General features: G+C 55.4%; 23 protein-coding genes. 17 read left to right on the top strand and 6 right to left on the bottom strand.

All coding sequences use genetic code 11. The features are described 5' to 3' along the window. Window positions 1-23 precede the first annotated feature (23 nt). Window positions 24-452, top strand: coding sequence for a CBS domain-containing protein (locus IFT84_RS14420; protein ID WP_192120565.1), 429 nt, complete (start codon window positions 24-26; stop codon window positions 450-452). A 26-nt stretch (window positions 453-478) separates the two neighbouring features. Here IFT84_RS14420 and IFT84_RS14415 read toward each other — a convergent pair whose 3' ends face one another. From IFT84_RS14415 to folE, 3 genes are all read right to left on the bottom strand, one after another. Next, entirely contained in the window at window positions 479-1420 is a 942-nt protein-coding gene (locus IFT84_RS14415) for a patatin-like phospholipase family protein (protein WP_192120563.1), read from the bottom strand. An 85-nt stretch (window positions 1421-1505) separates the two neighbouring features. After that, a complete protein-coding gene (hisI, locus tag IFT84_RS14410) occupies window positions 1506-1958 on the bottom strand; it encodes a phosphoribosyl-AMP cyclohydrolase (RefSeq protein WP_192120955.1) in 453 nt (150 codons plus the stop codon). An 18-nt stretch (window positions 1959-1976) separates the two neighbouring features. Further along, window positions 1977-2588, bottom strand: coding sequence for a GTP cyclohydrolase I FolE (folE, locus tag IFT84_RS14405; protein WP_192120561.1), 612 nt, complete (start codon window positions 2586-2588; stop codon window positions 1977-1979). Window positions 2589-2834: 246 nt separating this feature from the next. Here folE and IFT84_RS14400 point away from each other — a divergent pair, with 246 nt between their 5' ends. The 3 genes from IFT84_RS14400 (at window position 2835) to thrS (ending at window position 5724) form a co-directional block, all read left to right on the top strand. Then, window positions 2835-3263 (top strand): iron-sulfur cluster assembly scaffold protein, encoded by a 429-nt coding sequence (locus IFT84_RS14400; protein WP_192120559.1) that lies wholly within the window; start codon window positions 2835-2837, stop codon window positions 3261-3263. Next, a complete protein-coding gene (gene yidD / locus IFT84_RS14395) occupies window positions 3263-3604 on the top strand; it encodes a membrane protein insertion efficiency factor YidD (RefSeq protein ID WP_192120557.1) in 342 nt (113 codons plus the stop codon). The genes IFT84_RS14400 and yidD overlap by 1 nt, the downstream gene beginning before the upstream one ends. A 134-nt stretch (window positions 3605-3738) precedes the next feature. Further along, on the top strand, window positions 3739-5724 hold the full coding sequence (thrS, locus tag IFT84_RS14390) for a threonine--tRNA ligase (RefSeq protein ID WP_192120555.1): 1986 nt from the start codon (window positions 3739-3741) through the stop codon (window positions 5722-5724). A gap of 60 nt (window positions 5725-5784) precedes the next feature. On the opposite strand, the gene IFT84_RS14385 is transcribed toward thrS, so the two are convergent. After that, window positions 5785-6768 (bottom strand): hypothetical protein, encoded by a 984-nt coding sequence (locus IFT84_RS14385; RefSeq protein WP_244651230.1) that lies wholly within the window; start codon window positions 6766-6768, stop codon window positions 5785-5787. 99 nt (window positions 6769-6867) lie between these two features. Between IFT84_RS14385 and IFT84_RS14380 the strand changes: the two genes are divergently transcribed. From IFT84_RS14380 to IFT84_RS14370, 3 genes are all read left to right on the top strand, one after another. Next, entirely contained in the window at window positions 6868-7452 is a 585-nt protein-coding gene (locus tag IFT84_RS14380) for a nitroreductase family protein (protein ID WP_192120953.1), read from the top strand. A gap of 9 nt (window positions 7453-7461) precedes the next feature. Further along, on the top strand, window positions 7462-8058 hold the full coding sequence (locus IFT84_RS14375; protein ID WP_192120553.1) for a flavin reductase family protein: 597 nt from the start codon (window positions 7462-7464) through the stop codon (window positions 8056-8058). Between the two features lie 78 nt (window positions 8059-8136). Beyond that, window positions 8137-9228: a DUF2336 domain-containing protein gene (locus IFT84_RS14370; RefSeq protein WP_192120551.1), complete on the top strand. Its 1092-nt coding sequence runs from the start codon at window positions 8137-8139 to the stop codon at window positions 9226-9228. Window positions 9229-9260: 32 nt separating this feature from the next. Here IFT84_RS14370 and IFT84_RS14365 read toward each other — a convergent pair whose 3' ends face one another. Beyond that, complete coding sequence (locus tag IFT84_RS14365; RefSeq protein WP_192120549.1) at window positions 9261-9677, bottom strand: hypothetical protein; 417 nt, start codon at window positions 9675-9677, stop codon at window positions 9261-9263. Between the two features lie 127 nt (window positions 9678-9804). Here IFT84_RS14365 and IFT84_RS14360 point away from each other — a divergent pair, with 127 nt between their 5' ends. After that, entirely contained in the window at window positions 9805-10272 is a 468-nt protein-coding gene (locus IFT84_RS14360) for a GNAT family N-acetyltransferase (protein WP_192120547.1), read from the top strand. On the opposite strand, the gene parE is transcribed toward IFT84_RS14360, so the two are convergent. Continuing rightward, window positions 10273-12315: a DNA topoisomerase IV subunit B gene (gene parE, locus IFT84_RS14355; RefSeq protein WP_192120545.1), complete on the bottom strand. Its 2043-nt coding sequence runs from the start codon at window positions 12313-12315 to the stop codon at window positions 10273-10275. It abuts the gene before it with no gap. Between the two features lie 145 nt (window positions 12316-12460). Here parE and IFT84_RS14350 point away from each other — a divergent pair, with 145 nt between their 5' ends. The 9 genes from IFT84_RS14350 to IFT84_RS14310 all read left to right on the top strand — a co-directional run bounded on the left by IFT84_RS14350 (window position 12461) and on the right by IFT84_RS14310 (window position 22171). Next, window positions 12461-13342 carry an alpha/beta hydrolase gene (locus tag IFT84_RS14350; RefSeq protein WP_192120542.1) on the top strand — a complete coding sequence of 294 codons (882 nt, stop codon included), beginning with the start codon at window positions 12461-12463 and terminating at the stop codon, window positions 13340-13342. 29 nt (window positions 13343-13371) lie between these two features. Beyond that, complete coding sequence (locus IFT84_RS14345) at window positions 13372-14805, top strand: UbiA family prenyltransferase (RefSeq protein ID WP_192120541.1); 1434 nt, start codon at window positions 13372-13374, stop codon at window positions 14803-14805. Next, window positions 14806-16128, top strand: a complete 1323-nt coding sequence (locus IFT84_RS14340) for an FAD-binding protein (RefSeq protein ID WP_192120538.1) — start codon at window positions 14806-14808, stop codon at window positions 16126-16128. A gap of 91 nt (window positions 16129-16219) precedes the next feature. Continuing rightward, a complete protein-coding gene (locus IFT84_RS14335) occupies window positions 16220-16630 on the top strand; it encodes a transporter (protein WP_192120536.1) in 411 nt (136 codons plus the stop codon). After that, window positions 16627-17616 carry an NAD-dependent epimerase/dehydratase family protein gene (locus IFT84_RS14330; protein ID WP_192120534.1) on the top strand — a complete coding sequence of 330 codons (990 nt, stop codon included), beginning with the start codon at window positions 16627-16629 and terminating at the stop codon, window positions 17614-17616. The genes IFT84_RS14335 and IFT84_RS14330 overlap by 4 nt, the downstream gene beginning before the upstream one ends. Window positions 17617-17619: 3 nt before the next feature. Further along, a complete protein-coding gene (locus IFT84_RS14325) occupies window positions 17620-19050 on the top strand; it encodes an aspartate aminotransferase family protein (RefSeq protein ID WP_192120532.1) in 1431 nt (476 codons plus the stop codon). A gap of 57 nt (window positions 19051-19107) precedes the next feature. Next, entirely contained in the window at window positions 19108-19878 is a 771-nt protein-coding gene (gene tpiA, locus IFT84_RS14320) for a triose-phosphate isomerase (protein WP_192120523.1), read from the top strand. A 96-nt stretch (window positions 19879-19974) separates the two neighbouring features. After that, entirely contained in the window at window positions 19975-20397 is a 423-nt protein-coding gene (gene secG / locus IFT84_RS14315) for a preprotein translocase subunit SecG (protein ID WP_192120521.1), read from the top strand. Between the two features lie 145 nt (window positions 20398-20542). Further along, window positions 20543-22171, top strand: a complete 1629-nt coding sequence (locus IFT84_RS14310; RefSeq protein WP_192120519.1) for a CTP synthase — start codon at window positions 20543-20545, stop codon at window positions 22169-22171. Window positions 22172-22226 lie beyond the last annotated feature (55 nt).

Below are 22226 nucleotides of genomic sequence, written 5' to 3'. Positions count from 1 at the left end.
GCACCATCTTATGGGAGGACGTTATGCAAGTACGCACCATTCTGGAAGAAAAAGGCCGACAGGTTATTACCATTGTGCCGAGTCTGACCGTGCAAGACGCTGCGAAGTGCCTTCACGACAATCACATCGGCGCTGTTGTTATCTTGGACGCGGAGAACGCAATCGCGGGGATACTGACTGAACGGGATATCGTCAGTTGTATAGCCCGACAGGGGCCTGCGTGTCTGGACCAGCCCGTTTCCAACTTCATGTGGACAAATGTCTATTGTTGTTCGGAAGACACTTCAATTGATCACGTCATGCAGATGATGAGCACGCTTCGCGCCCGCCATATCCCTGTGGAAGAGAGCGCCCGAATCGTCGGCATCATTTCCATAGGTGATGTGGTCAAAAGCCGCATTCGCGCCATTGAACAGGAAGCCGAGCATATCAAAGCGTATATTGCTGGCTGACCATCAACACCAAAGGGCGGCGTCTCTCACACTCTTTCAACACAGATTTCTTGCAGACGCCGCAGTTCCCCGATCTTGAGTTTGGTTTCCTGATAGCCACGGTCGATAGCTTCGCTGGCACGATGAAACTCTGCCATTCCAATCTCGCTCAACCGGGGATGCAAGGACAAGTCCGGTGGGTCCCCGGCAAGGCGCGCGCGGGCAATACGGTCCTGAATAATATTGTAGGCTTGCACCATGACCCGGGACACCCCCAGGCGGGCAGCCTTGTCGTTGCGGGCAACCTCATTCATCTCTGGCGGTGGTTCACTTGCAATGTGTTTGATCACGCCGGATCGACCATACAGATCATAGTTGAGGTTGACGGCCACGACGAGGGGCTGTTCATAGGCGCGACAGACTGATACCGGCACCGGGTTTACCAATGCGCCATCAATCAATGTGCGGTTTCCCGATTTCACCGGTTCAAATATACCGGGCAGGGCGTATGAAGCGCGCAACGCCGTGATCAATGATCCCTGATGAATCCAGACCTCGTGACCGGTATGAACTTCCGAAGCGACGGCGACGAAGGGTTTGCCGAGTTGTTCAATGAGCACACCATCCAGATGATCCTGCATTCGTTGCGTCAGGCGCATTCCACCCAGCAAACCGCTGCCGCCCAGCATGAAGTCGAGCAAACCCACGATCCGGCGCAAACTCAAGGAACGGGCAAATGTCTCAAGCTCGTCAAGCTTTCCTGCCAGATAACAGCCACCCACCAGCGCCCCAATCGATGTCCCGGCGATCATGCCCACTTCGATGCCTTCCTCGTCGAGCGCGCGCAAGACACCGATATGTGCCCAACCACGCGCCGCACCGCCGCCCAAAGCCAGCGCAATTTTGACAGTCGGAGTGGATGTGGCCTGTGGAAGGCTGGAGGAGGTAAGGTCTTTCAAATGGTTGCTGCGGTGATACCAAGTCAACATGCTGCCCCCTTTCGAAATCGATCATTAGTGATTTCTATAACACATTCGCATGATTCGATTTCAAAATATTAAAGAGCGCGAACCATTAACCCTTGGAATAAACGGATTGCGGATCGAAATGGCGAGTGTCATCGGTAATTGTTAGGCTGGCCTTGCCATCATCAACCGCAACAGTCCGATAGAAGCACGACCGCCGTCCGGTGTGGCAGGTTGCATCGTGACCCCCAACAGACACCTTCAACCAGATGGCATCCTGATCGCAATCGGTGCGGATCTCGGTCACTGTCTGGAAGTTTCCCGATGTCTCGCCTTTTTTCCAAAGCTTGCGACGGGATCGACTGTAGTAATGCGCAACGCCCGTTTCTAGCGTCAAAGCCAGCGCCTCGGAATTCATATGGGCAACCATCAGCAACATGCCGTCACCGGCGTCGGTGACGACGGCAGTTATCAGCCCGTTGGCGTCAAACCACGGCGTGAATGATCCACTGCCTTCAAGTTCCGATTTGTCGGCGGACGGCGGCGCAAACGGAATGGTCATCATACCTCTATCCGCAGGTTAGCGCCCGCGCAGCATCGTCATAAACCGCACCTGCTCGGCAGGTTCAGCCTTGAATACGCCAGTGAAGGTGGTCGTTAGCGTCGTTGAGCCCTGTTTCTGCACACCACGCATGGCCATGCACATATGTTCGGCTTCAATCATGACGGCGACACCGCGCGGGCGCAGACTGTCATCAATCGCCTTGGCGATCTGCGCAGTCATAGTCTCCTGCGTTTGCAGGCGTCGGCCGTAGATCTCCACGACCCGCGCGATCTTGGACAGGCCCAGAACCCGGCCGTTCGGCAGATAGGCTACGTGAGCTTTGCCGATGATCGGAACCATATGGTGTTCGCAATGCGAAAAGAACGGAATGTCTTTGACCAGAACCATTTCATCATAACCGGCCACCTCTTCAAATGTGCGCCCCAGCACATCATCGGCGTCCAGTTCATAACCAGAAAACAGTTCCTTGTAGGCTTTGGTCACGCGCGCGGGCGTATCTCTGAGGCCCTCCCGCTCGGGATTGTCCCCGGCCCAGCGCAGCAAAAGACGCACCGCGTCCTCGGCTTCCTTCTGGGTTGGCCGACCGGAATTGTCTTGCGGTGGAAAATTTTTCACAACTGCGTCCATAAAAGGCCCCTTGACGATCCGCGTCTTACACTCAGTTTACCCCGAAAGCACGTTGCAGCCGTTGATCGTCTTAACAATGGGCTGAAAACGCCTTGCGCATTCGCCGCCCGATACCGACATATATAACAATCGCGAGTGTATGCGGAAGACCGCAGACATACCTGCTCGTGCTTTTTTGCGACATACGCAGTATACAGGCTCGCGGATCAATTGCTAATAAACGCTTGTTGGAATGATGTTGGTGTGATGGACGATATTTACAATACCAAAATACTGGAGTTCGCTGGAAACATCACCCGGACCGGCCGTCTTGATGATGCCCATGCGCAAGCCAGCGCGCACTCTCGTTTGTGCGGTTCCAAAGTTACGATCTGGCTGAAACTCGACGGGGACACGGTGAGCGACTTCGCACATGATGTCAAAGCCTGTGCGCTGGGGCAGGCGTCGTCAGCAATCATGGCACAGCATGTGGTTGGTTCTTCGGTAGATGAACTCCGACAGGCCCGCGCCGATATGCTGGCCATGCTGAAAGACGGCGGCGAAGGTCCATCGGGGCGGTTCGTGGATATGCGGTTTCTCAAACCCGTGCGCGATTACCGTGCTCGCCATGCCTCCACCATGCTGACCTTTGATGCCGTCAACGATGCCATTGCGCAGATCGAGGCAAAGGCCTGATGTGCGGGCGGCAGGCGGCATCCAAGCCTTACCGTGGCCGCAACTGGCGTGGAGAGTTCGTGAGAACCCCTGATCGCTTGTTGGGTATGGGGTTGATCCGGCTGTATCAACTGACACTCTCCGGCTTCATTGGGCAAGGGTGTCGGCATCTGCCCACCTGCTCGGAGTATGGCTATGAAGCGATCGCCCGCCACGGCCTGTGGCCGGGGGGCTGGCTGACCCTGTTTCGTGTTGTTCGGTGCGGCCCGGGTGGTACGCATGGGATTGACCGTGTGCCCGAGGTGCTTCCACCGCACATGAAATGGTATTTGCCCTGGCGCTATTTCGTTTCTCATCGATAAATTTGAGGAACCGCGCCCTTTGACGAAGCTGAAAAAGACTATATGACCACCTCCGATTAAGCCGGAATGGTCCGGCGATCAGCGCCCACTTCCCCACCCGCATTCGTTGGCGGGACTGGAACAGGAGACTTATGATGTCAGCCCCAATCTCCCTCACATTTCCCGATGGTTCGGTCCGCGCGTACTCGCCGGGAACGACCGGACGTGAGGTTGCAGAATCCATTTCAAAATCCCTTGCGAAAAAAGCCGTTGCCATTGCGCTTGACGGTACGCTTCGTGACCTGTCCGATCCGGTGGACACCGGTCGGCTGGAAATTATTACCCGCGAAGACCCGCGCGCACTGGAACTGATCCGACACGATGCCGCCCACGTGATGGCAGAAGCCGTGCAGGAACTGTTTCCCGGCACTCAGGTCACAATCGGCCCTGTGATCGATAACGGGTTCTATTACGACTTTGCCAAAAGCGAGCCGTTTACACCGGAAGATTTGCCGAAGATCGAAAAGAAGATGAAGGAGATTATTGCCCGCAATAAGCCCTTCACGAAGGAAATCTGGAGCCGCGACAAGGCCCGCGACGTTTTTGCCGCAAAGGGCGAAAGCTACAAGGTGGAACTGGTCGATGCGATTCCCGCCGATCAGGACCTGAAGATTTATGCGCAGCGTGACTGGTTCGACCTCTGCCGCGGCCCGCATATGGCGGCAACAGGGCAGATCGGTACGGCCTTCAAACTGATGAAAGTCGCCGGTGCCTATTGGCGTGGTGACAGCAACAACCCGATGTTGACACGCATTTACGGCACGGCATGGGCAACACAGGAAGAACTGGAACATTATCTCCACGTTCTGGCGGAAGCTGAAAAGCGCGACCATCGCCGTCTCGGTCGTGAGATGGACCTGTTCCATTTTCAGGAAGAAGGCCCCGGTGTTGTGTTCTGGCACGGAAAGGGCTGGCGCATTTTCCAGACGCTGGTCAGCTACATGCGCCGCCGTCTGGCTGGAACCTACCAGGAAGTGAACGCACCGCAGGTGCTGGATAAGTCGCTGTGGGAAACATCTGGCCACTGGGCGTGGTACCGAGACAATATGTTCAAGGTGACCGTTGCGGGTGACGAAACCGACGATGATCGCGTCTTCGCGTTGAAGCCGATGAACTGCCCCGGCCATATCCAGATATTCAAGCATGGTCTTAAGTCTTACCGCGAACTGCCTGTTCGACTTGCTGAATTCGGGAATGTACATCGGTACGAGCCTTCGGGTGCTCTGCATGGCCTGATGCGCGTGCGTGGCTTTACACAGGACGACGCCCATGTGTTCTGCACCGATGAGCAAATGGCCGCCGAGTGCCTTCGCATCAACGATTTGATTCTGTCGACCTATGCCGATTTCGGCTTTGAAGAAATCACGGTGAAACTGTCTACCCGCCCGGAAAAACGCGTGGGTTCGGATGACCTGTGGGATCGTGCCGAGCAGGTGATGTCGGATGTTTTGAAAACCATCGAAGCGCAGGCTGGCGGGCGGATCAAGACGGGCATCTTGCCCGGTGAGGGCGCGTTTTACGGTCCGAAATTCGAGTATACGTTGAAGGATGCTATTGGCCGCGAATGGCAGTGCGGAACCACGCAGGTGGATTTCAATCTGCCGGAGCGTTTTGGTGCATTCTATATCAATCAGAACTCCGAAAAGCAGCAGCCTGTGATGATCCACCGGGCCATTTGCGGCTCTATGGAGCGGTTCCTCGGTATCCTGATTGAAAACTATGCCGGGCATATGCCGCTGTGGTTGTCGCCATTGCAGGTTGTCGTGGCCACGATAACCTCGGAGGCGGATGATTATGGGCGTGAAGTTGCAGACCTCCTGCGGGACGCGGGCCTGACCGTTGAGACGGACTTCCGCAACGAGAAGATCAATTACAAGGTTCGCGAGCATTCCGTGACCAAGGTACCGGTCATCATTGTATGCGGCATGCGCGAAGCGGAGGAGCGGTCAGTCAACATCCGTCGTTTGGGTAGCCAGTCCCAGACGCCGATGGCGCTGGACGCGGCGCTTGAAGCCCTTGTGGACGAGGCAACGCCACCGGACCTCAAGCGCAAAGCCCTTGCCAAGGCAAAAGCAGCGTGACGACGAAAGCCCGGCCTTGACCGAAGGCCGGGCTTTGCTCTTCAAAGCGCAAGCGAAGCGTCAGTCAGCGGTGTTTTGCGCCTGCGCATCGCGGTCCAGCAGAACCTCAATATCTGTATTGACGCCCGCCTGAACATTAAAATCACGCTGGTAAAACTTGTCCTTGTTGCGCGCAATGGCGATGTAGTTTCCTTCCGCAAGCACCACGGTGGGAAACGCGCCAACACTTTCGCTGATAACATCGCCCGACGATGCCAGTATCGACCATTTGGTATCGGCGATGGCTTCGCCGCCTGCTTCGGACACCAGCTTCAAGGTCAGTTTCGCAGCGCGGTGCTGGATGGTTGCCTCGGTCATCTTACCCGCTTCCACCTGAATATCCGCGCGGATCACAGCATTGACGTCGCCGTAATCCGAAACAATGTGGTAGGTGCCTGAGTTGAGACGCACGACCGTTGACGGTTTGACGTCTGTCGAGACGAGCGCCCGCTCGCCGTCTTCCTTGACATCCGAGGAGTAAATCGAAAATGTCAATTCTTTCGGCGGTATGCGCACGTCGCTGCCGGAGACAGCATTCAGCACCAGCGCACCGGCATCCAGATTCATGACCTGCTTTGGCAAGCTGCCATCGGTCGGTACGCGGATTTTTTTCGTTGCACCAGCCCGACCGAAAACGACGTTGATGAAATACTCTCCGGAGCCCAACTGAAAATCTGCCGATCCGCCTTCCGACGTTGCAAGCAGCGGAAGTTTGCCATCACCGCCGGGGATCGGGCTGAACACGCGCCACGTCAATCCGTGCTGGACGGCAGGTCCCTCGTCGGTCAGCACCGCATCCAGTCGAACGTCCTTCAAGTCCGGGTTGGGATTGCTGTTGGGGACGGGGTTAAAGCCGTTAATGGGCGGCAGGTCCACTGCCGGGGCGGCTGGAGGCGCGGGAAATGCACTTCCTTCATTTTGCGCATGCAGCGGAGAAGCCGCGATAAACGCGGTCAGAGCAAAGCAGGCTGTGTGCCAGCTGGCGGAATTTCGAAACGGGGGCATAGGCGCAGTTGACTTCCTGTTTTTCAGGCTCCACTTGAAAGCCCGGCAGATGGCGTTTTCAAGGCTGCCGCCGACCATGATTAACGGATGAGACGAATGATGAAAACTGAAATCAAGCTTGTGGATTATCTTTCCAGCCGCCGATCTATTCCGGCGTTTCAGATGGGAGAGCCCGGGCCTGATCGCGGCGAGATCGAAGAAATGCTGAAACTGGCATCGCGCGTGCCGGATCACGGCAAGCTGGCGCCCTGGCGGTTCATCGTGTACCGGGGCGAGGAGCGTGTCCGTATCAGTGCGGAGCTGTTGCGTCTGGCGCTGGAAGCCAAACCCGATCTATCGGATGAGATGATAGAGGTGGAGCGTACACGGCTCACTCGCACGCCGGTGGTTATCGCCGTCGTCAGCACGGCGGCACCGCATTTCAAGATCCCCGAGTGGGAGCAGGTCATGTCTGCCGGAGCTGTGTGCCTCAACCTTTTGATGGCCGCAAATGCTCTTGGCTATTCATCGAACTGGCTTTCCGAATGGTTCTGCTTCGATGAGCGGGCATGGCCGGTACTTGGCGTGAAGCCAAACGAGAAAATTGCAGGATTTATCCATATTGGCACCGCACAGGTTCCGCCCTTCGAACGGCCACGTCCGGAACTGGCCGATATTGTAACTTGGGCTGGCGAAGCGTCTTGAGGATTGATGATGTTTTATAACACCGCAGAAAATCGCCATGGTCTCTCACATGACCCGTTCAAGGCCATTGTATCGCCGCGTCCCATCGGGTGGATCGGGTCCGTGTCGTCCAGCGGCGCGTTCAATCTCGCTCCATACTCGTTTTTCAACGCAATCTGCGACACCCCGAAGCTGGTCATGTTTTCGTCAAGTGGCTTCAAAGACAGTGTAAGAAACATTCAAGATACCAAAGAATTTACCTGCAATCTCGCTGGTAAACATCTGCAAAAACAGATGAATTTAACATCTGCGCCCGCACCGCACGGGGCAAGCGAATTCGAACTCGCCGGCCTGACCCCGGTGAGAGGTGAACTTGTTGCCGCGCCGTATGTTGGCGAAGCATTTGCAGCGCTCGAGTGCCGCTTAACACAATTTTTTCAACCCGATACGTTATCGGGAACACCAGCCGACAACTTCGTTGTCATCGGCGAAGTGGTCGGTATTCATATCCGCGAGGAAGCTGTCAAGAATGGTCGGCTGGATATGGCAACCGTACGCCCGCTGGGTCGCATGGGCTACATGGACTATTGCGACGCAGGAGATGTCTTTGAGATGCTTCGACCATGACGCGGCGGTATGGTGAATAATTCTTAAACATTCAAAGCTTATAAAGTGGCTTCGATACAGTTCGTATGGGGGCCTTTCGTGATCATAGAAGCATTTCTACGTTGGATGAAAGACGCGCGGGTTGCTGACCGTTCCAAGGCAGCAAATGCTCTTGGCCGCGCCTATGTCCAGTCTGCTATCAAACCCATCGACGAGCAGGCGGCGGAGCTTGCTATGACCTATGTGCTGGATGATCCATCACCCAAGGTTCGACTTGCTCTGGCACAAGCGTTGGTCGCCAGCGAACGTGCGCCGCGCCACATCATTTTGTCACTGGCACAGGATCAGGCGGAAATCTCCTCGACTATTCTCTTGGGCTCGCCCTGCCTTACCGACGCTGATCTGATCGACATCATGGTCACCGGCACAAACCAGACACATGCGATGATAGCGCTGCGCCGCACCGTTTCAGCGCCTGTATCTGCTGCGTTGGTAGAGGTGTGCCGTGATTACGATGCGGCTTTGTTGCTTCAGAACCCGGGCGCCAATATTCCAGTGATCGCATTCAGACGGTTGGCGGAGCGTTTTGCAACCCACGCCCAAATTCGGGAGCTGTTGCTGGATCGCGCCATTCCAGAGGATGCGCGACTTCGACTGGTCGATGCTTTATCGCAATCGCTGGCGCAGTCCACGTTCATTCAGAACGTGCTGGCACCCGGCGCCATCAGTCATGTTATGACAACTGCGACGGATGACGCAGTTATTTGCTTGCAACAAAGCGCTTCACAGCGCGGCAGCACGATCATCCAGTATCTTCACGTCCAACGTCGCTTAACGCCCGCTTTCCTCATGACTCTGCTGCACCGGGGCGAACTACCGTTCCTGTGTGCCATTTTTGCTGAGTTGTCCGGCACCTCAAACAAGCGCGTCCGGTCAATCCTTGCGGATGGGCGAATGCAAGCCGTCCAGAATTTGTTGATTACCTGCGGGATGAGCGAGATAATCGCGGCCGACTTCGCACATACGGTCATTCTCTGGCGACAGGCGCGACCATCCGCAACAGCATCGCATATGACGGATCGTAGGAGTTCACCGGGTCAATTGGAACGACTTGCGGAACGGCTTGAAATTGCAGACAAACGCAGCGACGCACGTGGCTATGCTGCACGGCAAATCAATGCCGCCGCGTAGCGCCTCGTCATCCAGTTCGATGCTGGAATGATTCACTTTTCGAATTTGCGAGCAACCCAGGAGTAGCTACCCTCAATGTAGTGAACGGGTGTTGAGACCAGCTCCCGCAATTGCGAAGATGAAGGCAGCGATTCGGTCAGGATAGCCATTGCGCGACGGGGCATGCTGCGATGGTCCTCCGGTGCCACGGTCGTTTCGGGAGTGGTTGGCAGTCCTGAATTTGGCGGCGGCGACTCGATCTCGGCAACCGTCATGTTGCTGCCGGATGTTTCACAAACGGCAACGACCACCGGATAATTGCTTTTGGTAAAGGTGCTCAATTGCTTTTCGGACTCAGCGTCACATGTCGCGACGGACTCCCACGACCGATCCAAAGTTGAAATATAGTGGCATTGACTGGCGGTGTCATCGCAGCCGAGAATGGTCATCACGATAATCGCAGCCTTCATAGGTCAAACCCTTCATCAACAGGCGAGGTGCCAAAGACGCTTAAGCGCAACGACCAACAAAATTAAGGCATTTTGTGACCGGTTAATAAAAAGATAACCTACATTCACGCATTCTAAAAGAGGATAAATGAACGCTCTGATTGAAGTTGAAACCCCGGACCAGCCGGGTGTGCTACACCTGCTACGCCAGTCCGATGCGTATATGGCCGAACTGTATCCTGCCGAGAGCAATCATCTGGTTGATGTCACGGATTTACTGCGTCCAGAAGTGACCTTCTTCGTTGCCAGACGTGATGGCGATATTGTCGGATGTTGTGCTTTGGTGAATGCGGGGGGAGGCAATGCGGAAATCAAACGCATGTTCGTTGATCCCGCCGCTCGCGGTCTGAAGCTTGGCGGCCGCCTGCTTGCTGCTCTGGAAAGCCACGCACTCAGAAGTGGCGTTCACACAATCCAACTGGAGACCGGCATTCATCAGCCGGAGGCCATCGGCCTCTATCGTCGGTCCGGGTTTGCCGAGCGGGGTCCCTTTGGCGCGTACAGGCAAGACCCGCTCAGCATTTTTATGGAAAAGCGGCTGACCTCGACGCTCTGATCAAATGTCGAGGTTGTCCACAAATGCAGCCCGCTCCTGAATAAACCGAAAACGTGCATCGGGCCGGGTCCCCATCAGATTGTCGACGGCATCGCGTGTGCCTTCAAAGTCAACATCATCAATGGCGACTTTCAGCAGAGTGCGCTTTGATGGATCCATTGTCGTTTCCTTCAACTGCGCCGGTAACATTTCCCCCAAGCCTTTGAAGCGTCCGATTTCAATTTTTCCGCGGCTGTTAAACTCGCTCGCGATCAATTCGGCACGGTGGACATCATCACGCGCATAGAGCGTTTTTGCCCCCTGAGTGATGCGGTAGAGCGGAGGAACGGCCAGAAAAAGGTGGCCGCCACGGATAAGTTCCGGCATTTCCTGATAGAAGAAGGTGATAAGGAGTGAGGCGATATGGGCACCGTCCACGTCCGCATCGGTCATGATGACAACGCGCTCATAGCGCAGATCTTCCTCTCGATATTTTGTACGTGTGCCGCAGCCCAAGGCCTGCACCAGATCGGCAATCTGCTGGTTCGCCCCCAGCTTTTCGCGACCCGCACTCGCAACGTTGAGGATCTTTCCACGCAGCGGTAGGATTGCCTGATTGGCGCGATTTCGCGCCTGCTTGGCAGAGCCGCCAGCCGAGTCCCCCTCCACGATGAATAACTCGGCACCCCGTGCGGAATTTTGTGAACAATCCGCCAGCTTGCCCGGCAGGCGCAGTTTGCGCACGGCAGATTTGCGGCTGACTTCCTTTTCCTTACGGCGGCGCATACGTTCGTCTGCGCGCTCGATCACCCATTCCAGAAGCTTCGCCGCTTCGTTGGGATTGTCGGCCAGATAATGATCGAACGGATCGCGTATAGCGTTTTCCACCAAACGCTGTGCTTCGACAGTTGCGAGTTTATCTTTCGTCTGGCCGACGAATTCCGGCTCACGAATGAAGACGGACAACATGCCGACGGCTGAAATCATCACATCTTCGGTGCTGATCATCGCGGCGCGTTTGTTTTGCGTCAGTTCGGCATAGTTCTTCAACCCTTTGGTCAGCGCAATGCGGAAGCCAGCCTCATGTGTTCCGCCATCGGGAGTGGGAATCGTATTGCAATAGGAATGGAGGAGGGCGTCGCCACCATACCAGGTGACGGCCCACTCCAGCGAACCATGGCCACTGGCCTTCTCGGTTTTTCCGGCAAAAATTTCCCGCGTGACGGTAAACTCCTTGCCGAGATTGGCCTGCAAGTAATCCTTAAGACCGCCAGGAAAATGAAACTCTGCCTTATCGGGAATGTCGCTGTTATCGGCGACAAGGGCCGGATCGCAGGTCCAGCGGATTTTAACGCCACCGAACAGATAGGCTTTCGAGCGCGCCATGCGGAAGAGACGCGCGGGATCGAATTTGGCATTTGCTCCGAAAATCTCAGGGTCCGGACGGAAGCGGACGCGGGTGCCACGACGGTTCTGCACATCACCCAGATGCTCCAGACCACCCTGCGGTACACCCCGTGAAAATCGCTGGCGGTAAAGCTTGCGGTTGATGGCCACTTCAACTTCCAGGGCGTCGGACAAGGCATTGACCACGGACACGCCAACGCCGTGAAGACCGCCGGATGTCTCGTAGGCCTTGCCATCGAATTTGCCGCCCGCATGCAGAACGGTCAGCACCACTTCCAGCGTCGATTTGCCGGGCATCTGCGGGTGATTGTCAACCGGAATGCCGCGCCCGTTATCGGTTACGGTCAAAAACCCATCAGCGTCAAAATTGACGTCGATCAGGGTTGCATGACCGGCGACCGCTTCGTCCATGGAGTTGTCGATCACTTCGGCGAAGAGGTGGTGCATTGCCTTCTCATCGGTGCCGCCGATATACATGCCGGGCCGCAGGCGAACAGGCTCAAGCCCTTCCAGAACCCGGATTGTCGACGCATCATAGGTTTGCGACAGGCCCTGCGTCTGCGCAGCCGAAGCGGGCACCGGTTTCGGCTTTTCGGCCTTCGGAGCGACTGCGGGGGGCACCGGGTTTGATGAGAAGAGATCGTTGTTGTCGTCCATGAGCCGTTCAAAATCTGGAGTGCGGAACGCTTGTTCCGATGGTCGGTATCAATCAAGCAGGCGTGCCCAACGGTTTGCAGGCGTGGAAGGATTGCGTCCGCACCGTTCTGATGGCAAGAGATGCCGCCTATGGGGAGCCTTTAACATGCACGCATCCACAGGTCATTTCATTTTTCGGCACGTGGTGCTGCTCTGCTTGTTGTGTATGGTATCAACCGGCGTGCAAGCCGAATTGTTGAAGCCCTATAAGGACGAGCTTTTTGCCTATCCGCAAATCGTGACGCGTTCAGATGGTGGTGACTATACGGTTGTTGATTATCAGGAACTGCGAGACATCAACGAGCGCGACCAGATACCGGAGCGGCGAGTCAAAAGACCCTATGTCAGCCTGATCCCGGCCAAAGCACGATTTTTGGAAACCCTTTCAGTCGAAACAGGGCCGCTCGATGTGGCGCGCGTTGGGCCATCTCAAAATGCGGCGTTTACCGTAATATTTGTTCATGGCCGTGGCGGAGACCGGCGGCTGGGGAACAACGACTATTCGTTCGGCGGTAATTTTAACCGAATAAAAAACCTGAGTTATGCGAATGGTGGCGCCTATTATGCGCCTTCGGTGGGTGCCTTTGATCAAAACGGGGTTTCGCAGGTTGCATCCCTGATCAAACATGTGAAACAGTCATCGCCGGGACGGCCTGTGTTTGTGGCCTGCGCGTCCATGGGAAGCTTTGTGTGTTGGGGGTTGATGCGTGAGGCTGAAACTGTTGCCAACCTGAAGGGCATGATGATCATGAGCGGCGCAGCGGATGCGAACTTTCTGTCTAGCGCAGGGTTCAAGGCAAAATTGCCTTTGTTCTTCTCACACGGCAGCCGTGACTCGGTCTACACAGCGGATGAGCAGACCCGTCTCTACCGCACACTGAAGGCGAAGAAATATCCGGCGCGGTTTGTTCTATTTGAGGGGGGCAATCACGGAACGCCGATACGGATGACAGACTGGCGCGATGCACTGAACTGGTTGGATCAATAAAGCAGCACTGAGGGCACCGGCAGGCAGATATGGATCATTCTATCAATACCGTTCAGGTGCCGCTGTGCGTCGATCTGGATGGGACGCTGGTTGCAACCGATACGTTGTGGGAAGGCGCAATCTCTATCCTGCTTCGGAACCCATTGATGGTGTTTCATCTGGCACTCTGGCTTTTCAAGGGAAAGGCGGAGCTCAAGCATCAGGTCGCGACGCGCTCGAAACGACTCGCACAGGACTGGCCGTATCGCGATGAGGTAATCGCTCGGCTCAAAGCCGAGAAAGAAAACGGCCGCTCTCTAGTCCTTGTTACCGGCGCTGCCGCACCTGTTGCGATGGCGGCGGTAGAACATCTCGGTATCTTCAACGAGGTCCTGCACAGCAGTCGCGACAACAATCTGACCCGTCATCGCAAGAGGGATCTGCTGGTTGAACGGTTCGGGGCTGGTGGCTTTGATTATATCGGCAACAGCAAGGACGATATTGATGTGTTTGACGCTGCTCGCACAGCTATCGTGGTTGCACCTGACCGTCACGCGCTTAAATGGCAGACCGATCACGGTGCCGAGTTGATCGACACGGGGCCGTCGAATGGGTGGGTCTCCCTGAAAACCATCCGCATGCACCAATGGGCCAAGAATGTACTGATCGCCGTGCCTATGGTTCTGAACCATGACATCGCCAATTGGGATATCGTGTTGCGGACTGTTATTGCATTTTTTGCTTTCAGCTTTCTGGCATCGGCTGTCTATATCATCAACGATCTGTCTGACCTTCAAAACGACCGCGCCCATCCGAAAAAGCGTATGCGACCTTTGGCGAGCGGGCAGTTGTCGATCCCGAGAGCATTGGCAATCGCTTTGGGTTTGACTGTATGTTCCATTTTACTTTCTACGCTTCTGCCAGCACAATTCATGCTCGTTCTCGGATTTTATGGATTATCGACAACCGCTTACACCTTTATTTTAAAGCGTAAGTTGCTGGTCGATGTCTTTACTCTGGCAGGGCTCTACACCGTGCGCATTATCGCCGGGTCCGTCGCCACCGGTGCAGACTTGTCATTCTGGTTGCTGGCTTTCTCCATTTTCTTCTTTCTCAGCCTGGCGCTGGTCAAACGCTATGTTGAACTGAATGAATTCGGCTTGAATGAGGTAGGAAACGTGCCCGGTCGTGGTTATATGGCTGTCGATTTTGAAATGGTCGGGCAGGCGGGCGTGGCGTCCGCGTTTACAGCGTCTCTTGTGCTGGCGCTTTACATTCACAGCACTGAAATGCAGGCCATGTACACCTTACCATGGGCGCTCTGGCCGCTGTGCCCACTGGTGCTGTATCTGCTCCTGCGCATCTGGATGCTGGCGCGCCGCTCCATGCTGCACGAAGACCCTGTCGTCTTCATCATGCGGGACTGGCGCAGCCAGCTTACAATGGCGGCCGGCATGGTCCTCGTCTTTATCGGGACATTGTAAGTGAAGCCGGAATCGTTGCAAAGCTGGGGCAGGCTCGTGAGCGCAACACGGCGGTCGATATCTCCCGATGCCTATGAAGATGCCCGCCTCGGTGCAGAGCCGGGATCGTTTCTGCCGTTTGGCAATGGCCGCTCTTATGGCGATAGCTGTCACAACGATGCGGGAACCTTGATCGCAAACCGCGCCCGGGACCGCATTCTCTCCTTGGATCCGGGGACGGGCCTGATCTCCTGCGAAGCGGGCGTGACCTTAGCGGAAATTCTCGCGCGTGCGGTCCAGAGCCGTTTCTTTTTAGCGGTCACACCAGGAACCGCCTTTGCAACCCTGGGCGGAGCGGTGGCAAATGACGTTCACGGCAAAAATCATCACGCCAGAGGCTCGTTCGGCAAGCACGTCGTCAGCCTGACACTGCTGCGCTCCACGGGCGATGTGCTGACCTGTTCACGGCAGGAAAATTCGGACTTGTTCAAGGCAACCATTGGCGGCATGGGGCTGACGGGCCTGATCGTCACGGTTCAGCTTCAACTGATGAAAGTGCCTTGCGCACACATTCAACAGCATACAACGCGGTTTGATACCCTGTCGGACTACTTCGCAATCATTGACGACACCGACGCATCTCATGAATATTCCGTGGCCTGGGTCGATCAACTGGCCGGGGGCAAGACGTTCGGGCGTGGTGTGTTGCTGGCGGGTGACCATGCAGATGGGAGCTGTGATCTGCCGGATGGCCCACGCAAGTCCCGATTGTCGGTGCCGTTTCAACCGCCGTTCAACCTTTTGAATTCAGTGTCGCTGAAAGTCTTCAACGAAGTTTATTTCCGCAAAGTCCCACGACATGAAACTGTGACGACGGTGCCGTGGAGCAGCTATTTCTACCCTCTGGACGCCATTCGCGGTTGGAACCGGCTCTACGGACCGGCTGGCCTGTTTCAGCATCAAAGTGTCTACCCCGCAGCCGATGCCGAAGCCGTGACGAGGCTACTGCTGACAGAGGCGAAGAACGCAGGCCATGCCTCTTTTCTGACGGTGTTGAAGAAGTTTGGCGACTCACCGCCCGCCGGTTTGCTGTTATTCGCACGGCCCGGGTTCACCCTGACACTGGACTTTGCCCATCAGGGAAAGAGCACGCTCAATCTTTTGAACCGGTTGGATGATATCGTTCTGGACGCCGGTGGCGCGGTTAATCCCTACAAGGATGCGCGGATGTCAGCCCGAACCTTTGCTGCATCATTTCCCAATTGGCAAAAGCTGGAAGTCCTTCGCGACCCCGTAATGATGTCTGACTTCTGGCGCAGAACCGCAATGCAACTGTCGCGATAAAAGAAACCGTCAGATCGATAAAATTTTACGATCACAGTTGACGTTTATTTTGCTTGATGAATCTAACAGTGCGTAGGGCCGGAGAAGCGCCATGAATATGCTTGTTTTCATTCTATTTACTGTCATGACCAATGCCGCCGCGCAGCTGATGTTGAAACAGGGCATGTTGTCCATTGGGCCGCTAAATCTGTCGGCTGGCAATGTCGTCCTCGGCATTATTCATATTGTTTTCAACCCTTGGGTGTTTGCGGGCCTTGCGACCTTCGTCATATCGATGGCCTCTCACCTTTATGTCCTGTCCAAGGTTGAGCTTTCGTTTGCCTATCCCTTCCTGAGCCTGGCCTATGTTGCAGTCGCCGTTCTTGCCTATTTTCTGTTCCATGAAAACCTGAACGCTTGGCGTATCGCGGGTATCGCTTTCATCTGCGTCGGCACCGTGCTGATTGCCCAATCCGGCAAAGCCGACGCGTCTCATGCAGAGCCACAGGAGAGCCGTTCATGAAACACATCATCTTTGGTGGTGACGGCTTTGTTGGACGTCATCTGGTGGAAATTCTGCTGGCGGACGGTCAGGAGGTTGTTGTTGCGGACATCGCGAAATCAAGCCTTGCGCATTACGATCACGTCCGCTTCATCCACACGGATGTGACGAACCGTGATGCGGTGCAGTCCGTCGACATGGGTGCGGATGACGTTATCTACAACATGGCAGCCAAAATGCTTTCGCCGTTGCAGGTACGGGCTAAACGCTGGCAGTTTTTCTGGCCAGTGAATTATTATGGGGCCGAAAACATCATCCGCAGTATGGCGCGGCGCGATGCCAACCGTTTGGTGCAGTTCACGACCGACATGGTGTATGGACACACGATCCAGTCTCCGCAAACCGAAGCGCATCCGGCAAACCCTTTGGGTGAATACGGAAAGTCCAAATGGGCCACGGAAAAGCTGGCGATGGAATGGCGCAAGGAGGGAATGAACATTTCAATCTTCCGCCCACGCTTGATCATCGGTCCCGGCCGGCTGGGCATTCTCGAAAAGCTGTTCAAGCTCATTGACCGCAATTTGCCCGTGCCGATGATCGGCTCCGGCAAGAATCCCTATCAGTTTATCTCGGTATTTGACTGTGCAGAAGCGGCGCGTCTGGCCTGGAAGCATGATGTTCCCAACGCCGAGTACAATCTCGGTTCCGATAATCCGCCACCCGTGCGAAAATTGCTGGGCGATCTGATCAATCATTCAGGCTCGAAATCCATTCTCGTTCCGACGCCCGCTTTTCTGGTGAAAAAAACGCTTGCGGCGTTTGATGCGGTCAACTTGCCAATCATGGATCCTGAACAATATCTTATCGCGGATGAAATGTGCATACGCGACACCACGAGACTGAAAAATGATCTCGGCTGGACGCCGCGTTTCAACGATGGCGATATGCTGATCGCGGCCTATGATGAGTACAAGGCCGCTGGCAATTTGAACACAAAGGCGGCGTGAAGAATGGCTTTGACGGACACACAGGTTTCACCTTCGCCCCGAAAGCCCGATCTTCTGACCGTCGAGCAGGCCAAGGCGATGACGCTGGCCGATATGACGTCGTTGTTCAAAGACCATTTGAACCCTGGCCAGTTGCATTTCATGAAGCTGCTCGGCTTTGCCAAGGTCAAGATCGAAACAGCTGAGGGAATGTATTACACCGACCAGAATGGTCGGAAAATTCTGGATTTCTTCGGTGGCTTCGGGTCATTGGCGTTCGGCCACAATCATCCCCGTATTCTGGCCGCCAGAAAGCTGTTTCAGGATGAGCACCGCCATGAGATTGCAATTGCGTTCATGTCGCAATATGCGGCAGCCCTAGCCAAAAATCTGGCTGCAATTGCACCGGATGATCTGGATATGGTGTTTTTGGGCTCGTCTGGCTCCGAGGCCATGGAGGCGGCAGTCAAGGTGGCCGAGCGGGCAGCGGGACCAAAAAAGCCAAAGATCGTCTATGCTGAAAACTCCTTTCACGGAAAGACAAAGGGGGTTCTGTCGCTGACGGACTCACCGCTTTACCGGGGGGAGTTTCAGCTCGTTGAAAACAATATTCGCATACCCTTCGGTGACGCTGCGGCGCTGGAGCTTCTGTTGAAAGCTGACCCTGAAATCGGCGTTCTGGTTCTGGAAACCATACAGGGAGGCGGGGGCATCATAACGGCGCCGCCGCAATACTGGCAGGCCGTGCGCACACTCTGTGATCGCTATGGCGTGTTGTGGGTTGCAGACGAGGTGCAGTGTGGCATGGGCCGTTCCGGCCGCTTTTTTGCGTTTGAACATGCCGGTGTGGTTCCGGATGTCACCGCGCTTGCCAAGTCTCTTGGCGGAGGAAAAAGCGCGATGGCCGCCATGATTGCGCGCCGTTCGGTCTACATGAAAGCCTATGGTACGCCGAAGACGGCGCTCATTCATGGTCCCGCAACATTCGGCGGCATTGGCGAGGCGTCTATCACCGCTATCGAAGCCCTGAACATCATGTACGATGAAAACCTCATCGAGAATGCAGCGATACAAGGTAAGTATCTGCTGGATCGTCTGCGGGACCTGCAATCGAAATATCCGAAAATCATCAAGGATGTGCGCGGGCAGGGGCTTATGGTGGGTCTTGAATTTGATGATTTCAGCCAGACCCTGCCGATGGTCGTGCGGCCACTGGTCGCCATGCTGGACGAGAAATTGAAGGGTTCGCTTTCCGGTTTCATCGGCGCGTTGTTGCTGCGCAATTATAACGTGCTGGTGGCCTTCACCGAATATAACCGCAATGTCATCCGGCTTGAGCCGCCTTTGATCTGCGAGGCAAAACATGTGGACCAGTTTATTGATGCGCTCGATGATCTTCTGTCGCGGGGCATTGTGCGCATTGTAAAGGATTTTGTCGGCAGTCAGCTCGGCTAATGCTTTTCCTCACCACGTATTTTTGTTAGGCCTCTCTCACAAAAGTGGAGGATGATCATGACACCGGAAATACGACCGCTTGTCGCGGGCAACTGGAAAATGAACGGGACCCGCGCGTCTCTCGATCAGATCAAGGCAATTGCAGAGGGCGTGAAAGGGGAGCTCTCAGCGAAGGTCGATAGCTTGCTATGCCCGCCCGCAACGCTCACCTATGTGGCAACCGCGTTGGCGGATGACAGTCCATTGCAAATCGGTGGTCAGGATTGCCATGAGAAGGCATCAGGCGCGCATACGGGCGATATCTCAGCCGAAATGCTGGCGGATTGCTTCGCAACCTTTGTCATCGTCGGCCATTCGGAGCGCCGAGTGGATCACAAGGAACCGGACGCGCTGATCCGAGCAAAAGCTGAACAAGCATGGGACAACGAGCTGACAGCGATTATCTGCATCGGTGAAACAGGCGATGAGCGGAAGGGCAACCAGACTTTGGATGTGCTGAAACGTCAGCTTGCGCAGTCCATTCCTGATGGGGCAACAGCCCAAAATACGGTTATCGCGTACGAACCTGTTTGGGCGATCGGCACGGGCCTCACCCCCACGGTTGCGGATGTAGAAGAAGCGCACGCCTTTATCCGAAGCGAGCTGGTGGAGCGATTTGGCACTAAGGGTGCCTCCATGCGGCTGCTCTATGGTGGTTCGGTCAAGCCATCGAACGCGAAGGAATTGATGGGAGTGACCAACGTTGATGGCGCGCTGATTGGTGGTGCGAGCTTGAAAGCCGACGATTTCCTTGCCATTTATGGCGCCTATGAAGGTTTGATAGACTGAGGTAGGGGCTTGGAATACGCCTGAGCTTGGTATAAACAGCCGCAAACCTATCCTCTTGCGGCCTGCATCTCAGGTACGCGCAGAACTGGACACCAGATGCACACCGTATTGATTGTCGTTCACCTCATGATCGTTCTGGCGCTTGTCGGCGTCGTTCTTATCCAGCGCTCAGAAGGCGGTGGCCTGGGCATTGGTGGTGGCTCCGGCTTCATGTCAGCGCGCGGCGCAGCCAATGCGCTGACCCGGACGACAGCGATTCTGGCAGCTTTGTTCTTCGCCACATCGCTTGGTATGGGCATTCTCGCCCGTTACCAGAGCAGCCCGACCGATATCCTGGATCGTATTCCCGGCACCACGAACAATGGCAATGGCGTGCTTGATTCTCTGGGCGGCGCGCCGACGCCTGCTCCCGCCGTGCCGACAACCGGCGCTCCTGCGGCACCTGCTACCGGTGCAGCCACACCTGCAGCGCCTGCTCAGCCAGCTACGCCTTCAACAGACGTTCCAAGCGGCCAGTAATCGACAAATATCCATGAACAGGCCCATCTCACGCGTTGAGATGGGCCTGTTCTTTTGCATGACTTTCGCAATGCCCGTGAAAAGCTGAGGACAGCTTGTTTTTTTGCTGGCGGAATCAAACTTATAACTGTATCCGGTGAAGCCCATGGCGCGATATGTATTCATCACTGGCGGCGTGGTTTCTTCTCTCGGAAAAGGAATTGCAGCCGCCGCTCTCGGAGCGTTGTTGCAGGCCCGTGGTTATCGGGTGCGGCTTCGTAAACTTGACCCCTATCTGAACGTTGATCCGGGCACTATGAGCCCAACGCAGCATGGTGAAGTGTTTGTGACGGATGACGGCGCGGAGACCGATCTTGATCTCGGTCATTACGAGCGCTTCACCGGCCGTTCAGCAACCAAAACCGACAACATAACCACCGGTCGGATTTACAAGAACATCATCGACAAGGAACGGCGCGGGGATTATCTCGGCGCAACGGTTCAGGTCATTCCGCACGTTACCAATGAGATCAAGTCCTTCATTGTTGAAGGCAATGATGAGTATGATTTCGTTCTGTGCGAAATCGGCGGCACAGTCGGCGACATCGAAGCGATGCCGTTCATGGAAGCCATTCGTCAGCTTGGTAACGATTTGCCGCGCAATTCGGCTGTCTACGTTCATTTGACCCTGATGCCGTTCATTCCGTCTGCGGGCGAATTGAAGACCAAGCCCACCCAGCACTCCGTCAAGGAGTTGCAGGCCATGGGTATTGCACCCGATATTCTGCTGGTGCGCGCCGACCGGGAAATTCCGGAGGCTGAACGCCGCAAATTGTCTCTGTTCTGCAATGTTCGGCCATCCGCCGTCATACAGGCGCTGGACGTTGCCAGCATTTACGATGTTCCGGTCGCCTACCACAAGGAAGGTCTGGACTCGGAGGTTCTGGCTGCATTCGGTATCGAGCCTGCGCCCAAGCCCAAGCTTGAGGACTGGGAAGAGGTCGGCAATCGCATTGATACGCCGGAAGGCGAGGTGACCATTGCCATCGTCGGAAAATATACCGGCCTTAAGGACGCTTACAAGTCGCTGATCGAAGCCCTCAACCACGGCGGCATTGCCAACCGGGTCAAGGTCAAGCTGGAGTGGATTGAGTCGGAAATCTTCGAAAAGGAAGATCCTTCGCCCTATCTTGAAAAAGTCGATGGCATTCTGGTGCCCGGTGGCTTTGGTGAGCGGGGCGCCGAGGGCAAGATTCAGGCCGTGCGTTTTGCGCGGGAGCGTAAAGTGCCGTATTTCGGCATCTGCTTCGGCATGCAAATGGCGGTGGTGGAAGCCGCCCGTAATCTTGCAGGCATTGAAAAAGCGTCGTCGACGGAATTCGGTCCAACATCCGAGCCGGTTGTTGGCCTTATGACAGAATGGGTCCGCGGCAACATGCTGGAAAAGCGCGCTGCAAGCGGCGATCTTGGCGGCACTATGCGCTTGGGCGCTTATAAGGCAACGTTAAAGGGCGGAACCCGCATTGCCGACATCTATGGCTCCGGCGATATTTCCGAGCGTCACCGTCACCGTTATGAGGTGAATATCGACTACAAGGATAAGCTTGAAGCGGCAGGTATGGTGTTTTCCGGCACATCACCGGACGGTGTCTTGCCGGAGACGGTCGAGTATCCAGATCATCCGTGGTTCATCGGTGTGCAGTATCACCCGGAACTGAAAAGTCGTCCACTCGATCCGCATCCCTTGTTTGCGAGTTTTATCGAAGCGGCACTTGAACAGTCTCGATTGGTTTGAAATTGAAATGGCGAGGTTTTCCTCGCCATTTTTCTTGAAAAGGATCAGGAAAACG

The sequence above is a fragment of the Rhizobium sp. CFBP 8762 genome (assembly GCF_014841565.1).
GTDB lineage: Bacteria > Pseudomonadota > Alphaproteobacteria > Rhizobiales > Rhizobiaceae > CFBP-8762.
The sequence above is the reverse complement of the archived record's forward strand: the minus strand, read 5'-3'. Positions and strand labels throughout refer to the sequence as shown.

Bases quoted from the DNA above. Each gene is read 5' to 3' on its own strand.
- tpiA (WP_192120523.1), top strand. From the start codon at position 19,108: ATGACACCGGAAATACGACCGCTTGTCGCGGGCAACTGGAAAATGAAC.
- IFT84_RS14345 (WP_192120541.1), top strand. From the start codon at position 13,372: ATGGATCATTCTATCAATACCGTTCAGGTGCCGCTGTGCGTCGATCTG.
- parE (WP_192120545.1), bottom strand. From the start codon at position 12,315: ATGGACGACAACAACGATCTCTTCTCATCAAACCCGGTGCCCCCCGCA.
- IFT84_RS14385 (WP_244651230.1), bottom strand. From the start codon at position 6,768: ATGCCCCCGTTTCGAAATTCCGCCAGCTGGCACACAGCCTGCTTTGCT.
- hisI (WP_192120955.1), bottom strand. From the start codon at position 1,958: ATGACCATTCCGTTTGCGCCGCCGTCCGCCGACAAATCGGAACTTGAA.
- IFT84_RS14415 (WP_192120563.1), bottom strand. From the start codon at position 1,420: ATGTTGACTTGGTATCACCGCAGCAACCATTTGAAAGACCTTACCTCC.
- IFT84_RS14335 (WP_192120536.1), top strand. From the start codon at position 16,220: ATGAATATGCTTGTTTTCATTCTATTTACTGTCATGACCAATGCCGCC.
- IFT84_RS14400 (WP_192120559.1), top strand. From the start codon at position 2,835: ATGGACGATATTTACAATACCAAAATACTGGAGTTCGCTGGAAACATC.
- IFT84_RS14380 (WP_192120953.1), top strand. From the start codon at position 6,868: ATGAAAACTGAAATCAAGCTTGTGGATTATCTTTCCAGCCGCCGATCT.
- yidD (WP_192120557.1), top strand. From the start codon at position 3,263: ATGTGCGGGCGGCAGGCGGCATCCAAGCCTTACCGTGGCCGCAACTGG.
- IFT84_RS14310 (WP_192120519.1), top strand. From the start codon at position 20,543: ATGGCGCGATATGTATTCATCACTGGCGGCGTGGTTTCTTCTCTCGGA.
- IFT84_RS14365 (WP_192120549.1), bottom strand. From the start codon at position 9,677: ATGAAGGCTGCGATTATCGTGATGACCATTCTCGGCTGCGATGACACC.
- IFT84_RS14360 (WP_192120547.1), top strand. From the start codon at position 9,805: ATGAACGCTCTGATTGAAGTTGAAACCCCGGACCAGCCGGGTGTGCTA.
- IFT84_RS14420 (WP_192120565.1), top strand. From the start codon at position 24: ATGCAAGTACGCACCATTCTGGAAGAAAAAGGCCGACAGGTTATTACC.
- secG (WP_192120521.1), top strand. From the start codon at position 19,975: ATGCACACCGTATTGATTGTCGTTCACCTCATGATCGTTCTGGCGCTT.
- IFT84_RS14325 (WP_192120532.1), top strand. From the start codon at position 17,620: ATGGCTTTGACGGACACACAGGTTTCACCTTCGCCCCGAAAGCCCGAT.
- folE (WP_192120561.1), bottom strand. From the start codon at position 2,588: ATGGACGCAGTTGTGAAAAATTTTCCACCGCAAGACAATTCCGGTCGG.
- IFT84_RS14350 (WP_192120542.1), top strand. From the start codon at position 12,461: ATGCACGCATCCACAGGTCATTTCATTTTTCGGCACGTGGTGCTGCTC.
- IFT84_RS14375 (WP_192120553.1), top strand. From the start codon at position 7,462: ATGTTTTATAACACCGCAGAAAATCGCCATGGTCTCTCACATGACCCG.
- thrS (WP_192120555.1), top strand. From the start codon at position 3,739: ATGTCAGCCCCAATCTCCCTCACATTTCCCGATGGTTCGGTCCGCGCG.
- IFT84_RS14330 (WP_192120534.1), top strand. From the start codon at position 16,627: ATGAAACACATCATCTTTGGTGGTGACGGCTTTGTTGGACGTCATCTG.